Origin of the sequence: Spirosoma oryzae (assembly GCF_003002825.1) — a bacterium.
GTDB lineage: Bacteria > Bacteroidota > Bacteroidia > Cytophagales > Spirosomataceae > Spirosoma > Spirosoma oryzae.
The window spans coordinates 98108-111290 of record NZ_PVTE01000004.1 but is presented as its reverse complement, the minus strand read 5'-3'; the positions used below and the strand labels follow the sequence as shown (position 1 = coordinate 111290).

The following is a 13183-nucleotide window of genomic DNA, read 5'->3' as shown; positions in this document are numbered from 1 at the left end:
TGTCGTCGAAATACCGCGTGCTACAGTTGCGGCCTATTTGCTGCGTAGCCGGATAATTATACTTTATTTTTAGCCCCGCTGTCGCTTTGGTTCAGCCGCCTGTCTGTAATCCGGGCGACAAAACGGCTATTTCTATGAAGTATTGGTTACTGCTCTTGGGCTGGTTTACCGTTAGTCTACCGCTGAGTGCACAGAACGCACGCACCCCTGTTGAAGCCGCCCGCTTCATTAAACTGGGGAATACGCTTCGTATGGTCGACCGGACGCAGCAGGCGATCGACTTGCTACTGCGGGCTCTGCCTGCCATTCAGCCGAAAGATCAGGGTCAGGAAGCCGTTGCCTACGAAAACCTGGGCTACGCGTACAGCGACATGCAAAACACAGCAGAAGCCGTTCGTTATTACCAGCGCGCATTGACGCTTTATCAGAAACTAGGTTTTTCCGCTAGTGAAGCGGCTATGCGGCAACTGCTGAACGAGGCCGCCGGGAAAGATTTGTACGCAGGTGTCGACATTGGCGCGTCGGGGGTGAAACTTGCCATCTTCCGAACGACCTATGATAATGGTTTCTACGCCAAGGACATCCGCTCCAAACCGCTGGCACCCAACGTAACACTCGTGTCGGGTTCGGCACAGTCGTTCGACGCCGGGCGCGACGTAATGAAGGCGTACCTAGACTCGATTCGACACTACAACATCGCGCCCGATCGGGTGTACATGGCGTTTAGCAGCGGTATCAACGAGTCGCTGGGAAAGATGCCGGATAAGAAGAAGGCGCTCTACGACATGCTGTCGGAATTGGTGGCAACCAACCTGCCCAACGGCAACAAACTAACCATCGATACCGCGCTGACCGCTGCCCGCGAAGCTGAACTGTTCATGGTGGGTACGATTCCGCGTAAGTTCTGGACGTCGACATCCTGTATCGACATTGGCAGTGGAAACACGAAAGGCGGCTACTATGACGGGAACGGTCGATTCCAATCCATCAGCTTCTCGTTCGGGACAAAAACGCTGGCTACCCAAATTGACAACAAGCGTTCACTTGCCATCGACGCGTACAAGGAGGAAGCACTCAAAGCGATCCGGCCACTGATCGATACAACGATAAATCTGGAATTCAACAAGGCGGGTCTGGGGCTGCAGCAACGCAGGACCGTAGCGTTCGGCGGGGGAATTGCCTGGGCCATGACGGCATATCTCCACCCCGAGCGGGCGGGTATGACGGCGGTGCCGATCACACAGGGCGATGTAGACCGGTTTCGTCAGCTAACGCTCAATGACTACCAGACCCTGATTCACCCCGATCTGAGCAGTCTGACTGATCCGGTCGTGCGCCGGAAAGCGGAAGCCGATCTGGCTAATGCGCAGAATCAATTCAACGAGAAGCAATTGATTGCCGGAGCTCTGCTACTCGACGCTGTCGTAAAAGCGTACGGCAATACGTCGGTGGCAAAACGATTCGTGTTTATCCGCGACTCAGATATCGGCTGGGTGACGGGTAAGTTCATGGAGCAACTGAACCGAAGTTACGAACGAGCTGTCGCTAAAGGGGCTCAATAAATGGGTAAAAATTCTGAATAATGACAGCGTAACAGGACTACGTTTCCGGGTAAAATTATCCCCAAATTACACCCGTAACAGGAGCGAAAAACGGCTGCTCTATTTTATAGTAAACTGACTACTAGATCTTTGTGCTATAGGCGTTTCGCTGGCACGATTTTGACCCATTGTGGTTTGCTCGAACGCGACGTTTTGTCGTAGCGACGGCCCCCCTCCTGATTTACTCAACGACATGAAAGGGTCCCCACACTCGCAGGAGCGTGGGGACTTCTCTTCTGTGGACGAATCACCTTTGTGGACGAATCACCGATCGGCATCTAAACCAAAAAAGCGGCTGATTCCGAAGAATCAGCCGCTTCCATTTTTCATGTCGTTGAGTGTGTTGGAACGCCTGATTAGTTGAATTTCAGCGCGTCTTCAGCTTTGTTGATACCAGACTTCGTTGCATCTGCCAGATCATCAACTTTATCGTTGTAGTTGGCTTTCGCCCGCTCCTGGTTGTATTGCGACTTTGCGTCGTCTTTCAGATCTTCTACTTTGTTCTGTGCCTTGTTAGCCAGCGAATTGGCTTTGTCTTTCACTTCGTCGGCTTTCTCTTCTGCTTTACCCAGCAGGCTGTTGAACTGCGTCTTTACGTCAGCAACGCCTTCGTCCCACTGATCCTGCAGATCGCTGATACCCTCGCTCAATTTCTGGCGGGTATCTTTACCGCTGCGGGGTGCTGTCAAATAGCCAATAGCAAGTCCTGTCAATACGCCTTTCAAGAAACTCATGATCGTGTGTGTTTAAGTTATTTGGGATCTCGCATACTACCTTGTAAAAATTATGCCAGCACACCCAGTTGACTAGTAAAAGTGTTGTTAATCAGTGATTTATCTTTAAGGGAGTCATGCCAACATCGGAAAAGATGATCGGTGAATGAGTAGAATTCTCTACAGTATAGGGGCTGATGTGGGTCGCTTGAGTATACCCCAAACAAAACGAGCTGCCCGGATGAGCAGCTCGTCGTACAGATTGTCTGGCAGTCTTATCGTTTCTCCGAGATCACTTCCCGAATGTCGCTGATAATCTTGCTTGCCAGGTGATCGGCTGTTGCCAGCGTGTCGGATTCGGAATAGATTCGGATGATTGGTTCGGTATTGGACCGGCGTAAGTGAACCCACTCCCGATCAAACTCGATCTTGACACCATCGATGGTGCTGATGGGATTGCGGGCGTACCGGGCTTTGATCCGTTCGAGCAATGCATCAACATCAATATCGGGCGTTAATTCGATCTTGTTTTTCGAGATGTAAAAATTTGGGTACGTCCGGCGCAGCTTGGAGGCCGATTTTCCTGATTTCGCCAGATGCGTCAGGAACAGGGCAATGCCCACCAGCGCGTCGCGGCCGTAATGTAGTTCGGGATAGATAATGCCGCCATTTCCTTCGCCACCGATCACTGCGTTTTTCGCCTTCATCAGCTCAACGACGTTGACTTCGCCTACCGCAGATGCCGCGTACTGACCACCGGCTTTTTCCGTGATTACCCGCAGGGCAATCGTACTCGACAGGTTCGACACCGTATTACCCGCGCCCCCCTGCTGAAGTATGTAATCGGCAACGGCAACCAGCGTATATTCTTCGCCGAACGGGGTGCCGTCCTCGCAGATCAGCGCCAGCCGGTCGACGTCGGGGTCGACAACGATGCCGATGTCGGCGTGGCCACGCTCCATTTCCTTGATGATGTCGCGGAGGTTTTCGGGCAGTGGTTCGGGGTTGTGAGCAAAGTTTCCGGTTGGCTCGCAGTGCAGCCTGGTTATCTGTTCGACGCCCAGCGCTTCCAGCAGCATCGGTACGGCCAGCCCACCCGTTGAATTGACCGCGTCGACAACCACCCGGAAGTTGCGGGCGGCAATGGCGTCGCGGTCGACGAGTGGCAGGGCCAGTATTTGCTCGATGTGTTGCCGGAGCCAGGTATCGTTGGTGCGGTACTTTCCGAGTTTGCGTACGTCGGCAAAATCGATCGCTTCCGCTTCCGCAATCGCCAGTACGTCAGCACCATCCTGCGCCGAAATAAACTCCCCTGCTTCGTTGAGCAGTTTAAGCGCGTTCCACTGAATGGGGTTGTGGCTGGCTGTCAGTATAATGCCACCCGCTGCCTTTTCACCGGCTACGGCCAGTTCGACCGTTGGGGTCGTCGACAGGCCAAGGTCGAGCACGTCGAGGCCGAGACCCTGTAGCGTTGCGGCTACTAATTTGGCTACCATCTCACCGGACAACCGGCCGTCCCGTCCGATGACAACAGTCGTCAATGCCGGATTTCGCTGCCGCAGCCATTGGCCGAAAGCGGCTGTGAATTTAACAACGTCCAGAGGGGTAAGCCCGTCGCCACTGCGTCCACCAATTGTACCCCGAATTCCGGAAATGGATTTGATTAATGTCACGATACTGAAAAGAATGAGTCGGTTTACGATTCGTTTGTTGATGGTTTCCCGGAAACCAATGCTGTTGACCAAACGAACCGGTCGGTAGACAGCCACAGGCTTGCTGATGGCCAGCTAATCCGGCGTTGACAAAGATACGATTCGGCCCGTAGCCGACCGCGTGTTGGCTCGACAAAAGAAGGGCGCTGGTCGTTTTATTAGGGAACGAATCAGCCGAAATACAGCTCGGAGCGTAAGGTCGAACTAGCCTGACCCTGAAAGGTGCCGCTGATGGGGGCAGCCAGTTCGGGCTTGGCCGTCGACGTCAGAAAAATATGCCGGTTTCCTACGACTGTGCCTTCGGTCGGATCAAAGCCGCGCCAGCCCGCGCCGGGCAGGTATACTTCGACCCAGGCATGTAGCTGATGCTCCTGCTGCGGATTCCCGAACAGGTACCCGCTGACAAACCGGGCGGCCATACCCAGACTTCGGCAGGCGGCCATGAAAAGTGTCGTATAGTCCCGGCAGGAGCCCCGCATCAGGGTAAGCGTCTGCTCCGGCGGGTAGGGAGCACCTACCTCACGAACTTCGTAGGTAAACGCCCGAATGGTCTGGTTGAGCGTCATCAGAAAGGCAACGGTCTGCCAGTTGGCCTGCGACGCCAGTTGACGTGCCCAGCTCTCGACCCGTTCCGATACACCAACCCGCTCCAGATAAGGTAGCAGCAGGTCCTGTTCCGGAGCCGGGTAGCGAAACGGAATGCGCTGCGTGTCGAACGGGAACAGAACAAAATCGAAGAGATTGAACTCGCTCGATTCAAGTTCTACTTCCGACCGAATTGTCAGGTAATCGGTCGGCTGATCGAAATAAACCAGTTGCTGTACGTTGCCTTCCACGTCGATGTTACGGACGATGCGCGAGGGAGCCGGGTCGATCTGTAAGTCGTACCGCAACAGCCGCTGATACGGATAGGTGCGCGGGTACAGATAGAGCGTCTGCGGACCCAGCGAAACCGGATGGTCGTAGGTGTACTCAGAATCGTGCCGGACGTGCAGATGCATAGCGGAAGGTATTACAGACTAAGCCGAAAGCATGCTTAACTGTTTTTAACGGCCCGGACCTTTTCGAAAATGGGGTCCATCCAGTAGCCGGGCAGCTTGCGAACGGAGTTACTCAGCAGGGCGCTCCATTGGTGTGATACCTCATCCATATCGTCTTTCTCCAACCGGTATTCGGTCATGTGAAAACTGTCGGTGGGGTAGATGACCACGTCGAGCGGGTAGTCGACGTCATTGGCACTGACGCGGGTCGCGTCGAACGCCAGAAAACCAATTTTGAGCGCGTCCTGCAAACTGGTTTCGTACGACAGATTACGAAACAGCAGCGGCTTGCCATAACCCGAATTGCCGATTATTTTGAACGGTGAGCCCTGATCGACTTCTACCCAGTTTCCTTCGGGATACAGCATGAATAGCTTATGCTCTTTATCCTGCTCAAGCTGCCCGCCAACAATGGCGTTGAGGTTGAAATTCAGCCCGCTGGCAACGATGGAGGCCTTGTCTTCCTGCGCCACCCGCTTTACCTGCTCACCAAATGCGTTGACGGCCTGGTACAGTTTGGTGAACGATCGGTCCTGTTCGGCAATGACCTCACGGAAATACGTGATGGCCTTATCACGGACGGAACGCAGGCCCGACGTCATGATGAACAGGGAGTGGTTCTCAACCTCGTGCACCGAAATCTTCCGGTTCGATGATACTTCTGAACCCGACGTCAGCCGGGTATCGGCGATCGCAACCAGACCACCCTTCACCTTAATTCCTAAGCAATACGTCATTTTTCAGCGTTACAAAACGGGGGCACCCAGAGCAAATATACAGGCTTGCCCCGTTGATGGTTCATCTGAAAACGGTTTTCTGCAAAAAGTGGTGTTGGTTCGGTAATCGCTGACCAGTTGTTAGTTTTTCGAAAAAGCCGCCTGCCGCCCACCCGACAAGCCGGTTACGCGAACATCGAGTTGGGCGGTATCGTCTTCACCGTTGGTATAACCATTACCGGGCGTGCTGTCGGGATCGGCCTGCGTCGACGAACTGATTTGGGCCATGTTGGTCAGTGAGCCGGTGCTGCTGGCCCGCGCCAGAAAGCTAACCGTCGCGCTGCTGCCGGGTGCAATCGAGCTCAGCACAGCCGACAGGGTTGAACCGCTGGCTGTAAAATCAGGCGATGAAACGAAGCTCAAGCCGGTGGGCAGCAGGTGCTGCACGCCCACGCGTCCGGCCGTCAGGCCACCCAGGTTGGAAACCGTCAGGCTGATCGATACAGTCTGCCCAATCACCACCGTACGCCGGTCGATCTGCATGGACAAACTAATGTCTGCTTTGGCCGGGTCGGGCGTTGGCTGATTACTCTGTACAGTCGGCAATGGAACCTGATTCGGGTTAGGCGATCCAAACAGGGTTGAGCCGTTTCCAGCTCGGAAGTCGACCTGCGCTTCGTCGTCCTGCCCGTCGCCCGTTCCCGACCCCGGCTGGCTGTCTGGGTCGGGACCGTCCTGCGTCATGATTTCAGCGGCATTCTGGTAGACACCCGGCATCGCAACGCGAGCGACATACTGTTGTGTGACTGCCTGACCGGGCATCAAGGTCGAGATGGTGCCCGATACGACGCTGTTGGTGAACGGAAGCGTCGGACTGGAGATTGGCGTCAGGTTGGGCGGAAGTCGATTGGCGATGGTCGCAAACCCGACCTGGCAGCCGCCTTCATTGCGTACGGTCAGCGTAAACGTCACTGTGTCGCCAACGGCCGGTACCCGTCGACTGGCCGCCATGCTCAGGGCAAGATCGGAGCCTGCCGGATTAACGGTATATGCTACGGAGTTAGACAGACAGCCGTAGGCTGCGCCTTTCGTTTGGACCGAGTATGTCCCTACGGCACCGATAGCCAAGGACGTTGAGGTTGCACCCGTGTTCCAGGTCGTCAGGCCATTGCCCGAATAGTTTGCCTGCAAGACAGTGTTGCCAGGCAGGCAGAAGGATGGTGACCCCTGCGCGCTGATAGTCGGGTCGGCCGGGCGAATTTCGGTTGGTACCGTGATCGCCGGGGGGAACGTAATTTTGTTCTGGTCACTGCGCAGGCGGGCTGAATAAGTACCAGTGCCTACCGTCAGACTCTGGTCCGTACTTCCCGTGTTCCAGGTGTAACTGGCGCTGGTCGGAAGTGTAATCTGAAGCTGATTGCCGGGCGCGCAGGTCGCACTGATAAGCTGCTGCGGCTCGGCCATGTATGGCTGTGATTTGGTGAAAAAGTCGTTGGTAATGGCGTCTGACCAGAGTTGAGCCACCTGTCGCTGTCCATCGGGCGAGTAGTGGATACCGTCTGGTCGGGCTGTCATGTTGTCGAGGTCAGGCCCGGGGAAGACGTTATAGTCAGACCGGTTAATAACCTGCGCCTGTGCATTGCGGACATTGTCGAAGCGCCCGCCTACATACGACGATGTAGCGACGAGCATCGATAGGTTAGGTTTGCTGAACTCCTGTCGCACTTTATCGATCACACCAAAATAATGTGTTGCAATAACGTCTGTTGCATTACTCCGATCGTTTTCGCCATGATGAATCAGCACGGATCGAATGCCGGTGGCCGGTACGTACAGGTTCATGATATTACGGATGTTGACGTAGGGCATCCGAATGGCGTATTTGATAAAGAAGTGATCGAACGGAATGTCGTAGGCCGACTTATAATTTGCTTCCATGTTGCTACCGCCGAAGCCCGCGTTATAGATCAGAACCGGCACGTTGATCCGTTGCACCAGCAAATCACCCATCTTACCCCAAAACCAACTGAATTGGGCAAACGGCGACAAGCCACTGTATGTCGCCAGCTGATTGAAAACAAGACCGGGTAAATAATTGGTATTGGCCGTTTGCTCATAGGCTCGAAACTCCGGTGTCGACTGGTTGAGGGGAACAACGGTAACCCGGTCGTCCGTGGCTCCGTCAATGGTCGTGCAGTAATCGACCCCATCTCTAATGCAACTGGAACCCTGGGCGTTGGAATGACCGAGGATAGCAAAGACTTCGCCGACACCAAACCGGGTAACGGCATCGGTGGCAACGATTTGTCCGTTCCGACGGCCGCGCACTTCAATCTGGTACCAGCCACCACTAATTTGCAGCGTACCGTTGAATTGACCATTGATCGGATTAGCCTGAAGCGTTGTCCAGTCGGTAGTAGTACCCTGACCCGCCGAGCGAGCTACGGCTCTGGCTTCAACTGCATCGAGTAGTTGGGCGTAACTACCCGCAACCTGAACGGTAGCCTGATTATTGTTATTACGCTGAACGATCATCCGCTCGACAGGATAGGTAACGTCGATCTGAGCAATAGCGGGTAAACCAATCAGACATAGTAGAGCACAGTTCAAGCCCAGGAGCAGGCGGTTTAGTACGGTGTGATTCATGAAGCAGCTAAAAGCAGATATATCAGTATGTAACAGAGCAGGCATTGTGCCAGATAAGCGGTCTCTATGGTTGATAAGAAAATCTTCTTGATTATACGGTATATCAAATATATTAGATACACTTGTTTGTTCTTGTTATGTTACTCTTTTTGAAGAAAATTAATTAGCATTAAAGAGGTTGTCCTATGCGTACGTGCAGCGATCCGTCGTTTTGCCGAACGCTTTGTACGTTACAGCAGAACAGTCATTTTCTAAGCAGGATTATAGCATAAATTACTGCTGAAATTGCTGCCTAATTTTCGGATAAGTAATTGATTGTCAGTAGAAGATTTCGGTCGATTTCGGTCGCTCATTTGTTTTTCCTAAACCTTTCTTTTACTTTGTCTAACGAAGGAAAACGCCACCCTTCGTTGACTGGCTAATGAACTTTGATGACGAAGACGACGAAGATAACTTCATGGATTGGGACGGCTTCGACGAAGACTATGATCCGGAAGAAACGCGGGCCGAAATGGAAGCCGAAAACAAACGGATTCGGAATCTGCCCATTCTGAGGAAGGCTAATGAAATAATGGAACTGACGCAGGCCATCGTCGAAACCATTAACAAGGAAGATGATGTGCTGATGATGCATGAGCAGATGTTAGCCAATGCGATGATGCTGGCTCCTAAAATCGTGGGCGCTGAAGGCGGTGATCTATATACGCTGCGGATGGAGAATGCTGTCATCATCAAGATGCATGCTCGCGAACTGCTGGCGCAGACCTCCTATTGCAAGGCCGAAAAGCTGGCGACACCGGCTTACCTGAACGTATTGCGTGATGAGATTGAGCAGTTCCGGCTGCTGTTTGTCGATTGGGTAAACGGGTTCGATAAGGATAACGACGCTCCCGACGATTGGGGCTTATTTTACTAACAATGCCAAATTTTATCAACCCCCGGTGTCTGTATCAGATGCCGGGGGTTTGTTTTTGGGTCAGTAAGGCCGTCTCCTAGAACTTTGACAGGACAGTACGGCAAATGCAATACCTTTGTTTATACGCCATACTAATTGGTTACGTTTATGACCCTTCCTCTACTTACTCATCGTTGTATTCGTCAGTGCATAGTGGTAACGAGTCTGCTGCTGTGGCTGCTGGGCCTTACAGCGCAGGCCCGCCCCGCAGCCGTTACGCAGGCTGGTAGTAGCACCGTAGTGCCCGCGTCTACGCTGGCACTCAGCCCCGCATCGGTAAGCGTTTGCCAAGGGAGCCCGGCGTCGTTAACAGCAACCGGTTGCCCAGCAGGTGGGACACTCCACTGGTCGACGGGGCAGGCGACGGCTATCGTTAGCGTGACGGCCAGTCAGCCTACCACATACACGGCTACGTGTACGGTGAGTGGTACGGCCACGACAGCCACAGCAACGGTTACCCCCGTACAAGCGGTTACGTTTACAGCCGGTCCCGGGTCAATTACCGTCTGCGAAAATGTGCCGGCCGGATTGTCGGTAGCCTTGGCCGACGGTACGTCAGGGCAACTGACCTGGTACGTTGATGGCTACCGAATCCTCAACAACGCCACGGCTTCGACGGCCGAATTACGCATTCCGTTTGTGCAAACGTTCAATACCGGCAATTACTACCTGACCGCCACAAACGCCTGCGGAACAACGACCAGCCGGGCGGCCCGCATTACTGTACCACCGTCGATTACGGTCAATGCTGTCGCAAAGCCAGTCAACTGCGCGAGTCAGTTTACGGGGCAGATCAGTGTAACAGCAACGGGTGGAACCGGGGCAAAACAGTATCAGCTGAACGGACAAGTATTTCAGGACCAGAACACATTTATCAGTCTACAGGCGGGTACGTATACGGTTGGCGTTAAGGATGCACTGGGGTGTCTGGCCAATGCAAGTGTAGAGATCAAGCCGCCGACGGCGATGAATCTGTCCATTCGGACGGTCGACACGCGCTGCTCTGGTGGATCGGATGGCGGTTTGATTGTTAGCGTGGCGGGGGGCGCTGCGCCTTACAGTTACCAGATCAACGGGGGGGCGGCTCAACCCAGCGGCACATTCACTGACCTGAAAGCAGGTAGTTACACACTTGTCGTGACCGATCAGGCGGCCTGCGTTACGGCTCAAACGGCCCTGATTGGCTCGCCTGCTGCATTTGACATACGAACGACGATCCAGCCAACCCGCTGCGCCGGATCGGCCGATGGTAGTGTTACGATCATCGGCAGCAATGGTACCGGCCCGTTTCAGTATCAGCTCGGCAACGGAGACTACCAGACGGGAACGGTCTTTACCGGGCTGGCTACCGGATCATACGAGTTTACGGTGCGCGATCTGGGTGGCTGTACGCTCAAACGAACCGTTGCTGTGCCGCAGCCGGCGGTGCTTTCCCTGGCGGCTACCGTGCTACCCGTGAGTTGTAAAGGCAACGCCAGCGGGTCGATCACGGTACGCAGCACGGGCGGGACAGAACCGATTCGTTATCAACTGGCATCGTCGCGAATTGTGCAACGCAGCCCTGTATTCGGTGGACTGGCGCTGGGTGAGTACACGGTTATTGCCACCGATACGAATGGGTGTACCGCCTTATTATCTGTACCAATTGGAAAAGCTGACCCGTTGCGTTTGCAGGCGACGACACAGGTAGCGAAGTGCTGCATCTGCCCGACGGGTGTTGTATCGCTGACGAGTACAGGGGGGGCAGGAACTGCACGAACCTACCAGCGTCTGGGGCAAAACGCACAGACGACGAATCAGTTTGGTAATCTGATTCCCGGTACATACACCTTCCGGATCAGTGATGAAGCCGGCTGCACCGATTCGGCGGCCGTGTTCGTGGGCGACGCATCGGCACTGTCTCTGACCGTTGGTACGATCAAAGACGTGACCTGTGCGGGTGGTGCCGATGGGGAAGCGGCTGTACAGATTGCGGGCGGTACGCGTCCATTTACGGTCTACTGGCAAACACCCCGGCGCGATACGTTGCAGAACCGGGTCGTTACTCAAACTGGCCTAAGTGAAGGAACCTATACCGTCAGTGTACGCGACAGCAACCGGTGCACGACGTCCACGGCATTCGTCACGCTGAAGTCACGCTTTCCCGTTCCGGAAACCCCCGTCGTATCACAAACGGGCAGTACACTCCGCGTAACGGATGTGTCCGGTATTCAATGGTATGTCCAGCCGACCGGCGCTGCGTCGGCGACGGCTATCACGAACGCCACGTCAACGACGCTGACACCGTATCAGAGCGGTCGCTATTATGTCGTCGTTACGCAGAATGGCTGTGCATCACCGGCATCCAACGCGATCGCCTTCGTGCTGACGGCGATTACCGAGCCTGGTACCGGGCTATCGGTCCGGGTACTGCCAAATCCGGTCGGTACCCATCTGCGGCTCGAAATTGAGCAGGATAGCCGACAGGCTATTGCGTTAACGGTACAGGATGCGGCCGGGCGGGCAGTTCGGCAGTTTATCGTTCCTGCTTTTATTGGCAAACACCAGGTCGAATACCCGCTTCCCGACCTGCCCGCCGGTACGTACCTGCTCAAAGCCGAGGCTACCGACCGTCAGACCGTAATGCGAATAGTGAAAGAATAATTGAATGACTGAGTGATAGAATGAATGAGTGATTGAATGATTGAATGAATGATTGAATGATGCGTCAGCCTATTCTATCATTCTATCATTCTATCATTCGGTACGGCCAGTGCTGTTGTAGTTGGTTGGCCGAAGTTGGGCGTGCCGTCTGTGTTCCAGGTGAAGGGCTGCATATGGGGGGCGCGTTTATTGCCGCAGCCGTCAGTCGCGGAGGGATTGGCGTGGTAGATCATCCAGTCCTGCGCATTTGGGCCGGTTGTCCGGAAAAAACCACCGTGGCCGGGCGCATACACACCATTCGCCGGTGACTGTACGAAGACGGGCTGCTGGTTTTTGGTCCAATTAGCCGGATTGAGCAGATCGCCCTTGCCGTTGAACGTAAGTAACCCCATGCAGTAGTCGAGCCAGCAGGCGTTCGCCGAGTAGACGATGAACAGGCGGTTATCATGCCGCAAAAATTCCGGCCCTTCATTCACATAAATCTTCGGCACTTCCCCGTTCTTCTGCCAGTCGGTCGGCACGTCGCCATGCCGCTCCCACGGTAGTTCGGGCTGCGAGATCAACACGCGGTCGCTACTCATCGTCCACGGGTTTTCGAGCCGGGCAATGTAGATGTTTTGCTGCCCGTTGGTAGCGCCTGCCCAGCCCGACCAGGCCGCGTATAACTGTCCGTTGTAGTCAAGCACCGACATATCGATGGCCCAGTGATCGCCTTTGTCGCTGACCTTACCTTTCATCGTCCAGTCGCCCTGCATCGGATCGGACGATGTATTTTCGATGACCCACATGCGGTGGCCGATGTTGTTGATTGAATCAGCCGCGAAATACACGTACCACTTATCGTTGAACCGGTGGATTTCGGGTGCCCACAGATCGCGGGCGTACGGCGTTCCGGCAGGAGGGGTGTAGATCACTTTCGATTCTGCCTGCCGCAAGTCCGCCATGTTCCGGGTTTTCCAGAGCGTCAGATTGCGACCAGTCGTATTCATGTAATAGTACCAGCCATCGTGCGCTAGCACCCAGGGATCGGGTCCGGAATCTTTAACCGGATTGGTGAACGTGCGTTGCGCCAACGGGCGTTGCGCCAGCACGGACGGTGACGATGCAAAAAGTAGCAGGACAGCAAAAAAGAGGAGGATACGCATGGTTTTGGGGTT

The 13183-nt window shown here is 54.5% G+C and carries 9 protein-coding genes; 3 read left to right on the top strand and 6 right to left on the bottom strand.

Annotated features, from left to right (window positions below):
• The first annotated feature begins 134 nt into the window (after positions 1–134).
• Complete coding sequence (locus CLV58_RS05755; protein WP_106136833.1) at positions 135–1562, top strand: tetratricopeptide repeat protein; 1428 nt, start codon at positions 135–137, stop codon at positions 1560–1562.
• Positions 1563–1957: 395 nt separating this feature from the next.
• Here CLV58_RS05755 and CLV58_RS05750 read toward each other — a convergent pair whose 3' ends face one another.
• The 5 genes from CLV58_RS05750 to CLV58_RS05730 form a co-directional block, all read right to left on the bottom strand.
• Positions 1958–2335, bottom strand: a complete 378-nt coding sequence (locus tag CLV58_RS05750; protein ID WP_106136832.1) for a YtxH domain-containing protein — start codon at positions 2333–2335, stop codon at positions 1958–1960.
• Positions 2336–2589: 254 nt separating this feature from the next.
• The gene (gene glmM / locus CLV58_RS05745) at positions 2590–3987 is read right to left on the bottom strand and encodes a phosphoglucosamine mutase (protein ID WP_106137000.1); all 1398 of its coding nucleotides are present in this window, start codon (positions 3985–3987) and stop codon (positions 2590–2592) included.
• A gap of 209 nt (positions 3988–4196) precedes the next feature.
• Positions 4197–5027: a transglutaminase family protein gene (locus CLV58_RS05740; protein ID WP_106136831.1), complete on the bottom strand. Its 831-nt coding sequence runs from the start codon at positions 5025–5027 to the stop codon at positions 4197–4199.
• Positions 5028–5062: 35 nt separating this feature from the next.
• Positions 5063–5803: a proteasome-type protease gene (locus CLV58_RS05735; RefSeq protein ID WP_106136830.1), complete on the bottom strand. Its 741-nt coding sequence runs from the start codon at positions 5801–5803 to the stop codon at positions 5063–5065.
• A 120-nt stretch (positions 5804–5923) separates the two neighbouring features.
• The gene (locus CLV58_RS05730) at positions 5924–8428 is read right to left on the bottom strand and encodes a sialate O-acetylesterase (RefSeq protein WP_245882230.1); all 2505 of its coding nucleotides are present in this window, start codon (positions 8426–8428) and stop codon (positions 5924–5926) included.
• A gap of 421 nt (positions 8429–8849) precedes the next feature.
• Here CLV58_RS05730 and CLV58_RS05725 point away from each other — a divergent pair, with 421 nt between their 5' ends.
• Together CLV58_RS05725 and CLV58_RS05720 are read left to right on the top strand one after the other, a co-directional pair.
• Positions 8850–9344 carry a hypothetical protein gene (locus CLV58_RS05725; RefSeq protein WP_106136829.1) on the top strand — a complete coding sequence of 165 codons (495 nt, stop codon included), beginning with the start codon at positions 8850–8852 and terminating at the stop codon, positions 9342–9344.
• Positions 9345–9491: 147 nt separating this feature from the next.
• Entirely contained in the window at positions 9492–12026 is a 2535-nt protein-coding gene (locus CLV58_RS05720; RefSeq protein WP_106136828.1) for a T9SS type A sorting domain-containing protein, read from the top strand.
• 77 nt (positions 12027–12103) lie between these two features.
• Here CLV58_RS05720 and CLV58_RS05715 read toward each other — a convergent pair whose 3' ends face one another.
• Positions 12104–13171 (bottom strand): glycoside hydrolase family 43 protein, encoded by a 1068-nt coding sequence (locus tag CLV58_RS05715; protein WP_106136827.1) that lies wholly within the window; start codon positions 13169–13171, stop codon positions 12104–12106.
• Positions 13172–13183: the final 12 nt, after the last annotated feature.

What these genes read in the sequence shown, in the direction of transcription:
- CLV58_RS05755 (WP_106136833.1), top strand. Translation starts at nt 135, where the DNA reads ATGAAGTATTGGTTACTGCTCTTGGGCTGGTTTACCGTTAGTCTACCG.
- CLV58_RS05750 (WP_106136832.1), bottom strand. Translation starts at nt 2,335, where the DNA reads ATGAGTTTCTTGAAAGGCGTATTGACAGGACTTGCTATTGGCTATTTG.
- CLV58_RS05740 (WP_106136831.1), bottom strand. Translation starts at nt 5,027, where the DNA reads ATGCATCTGCACGTCCGGCACGATTCTGAGTACACCTACGACCATCCG.
- CLV58_RS05735 (WP_106136830.1), bottom strand. Translation starts at nt 5,803, where the DNA reads ATGACGTATTGCTTAGGAATTAAGGTGAAGGGTGGTCTGGTTGCGATC.
- CLV58_RS05730 (WP_245882230.1), bottom strand. Translation starts at nt 8,428, where the DNA reads ATGAATCACACCGTACTAAACCGCCTGCTCCTGGGCTTGAACTGTGCT.
- CLV58_RS05725 (WP_106136829.1), top strand. Translation starts at nt 8,850, where the DNA reads ATGAACTTTGATGACGAAGACGACGAAGATAACTTCATGGATTGGGAC.
- CLV58_RS05720 (WP_106136828.1), top strand. Translation starts at nt 9,492, where the DNA reads ATGACCCTTCCTCTACTTACTCATCGTTGTATTCGTCAGTGCATAGTG.
- CLV58_RS05715 (WP_106136827.1), bottom strand. Translation starts at nt 13,171, where the DNA reads ATGCGTATCCTCCTCTTTTTTGCTGTCCTGCTACTTTTTGCATCGTCA.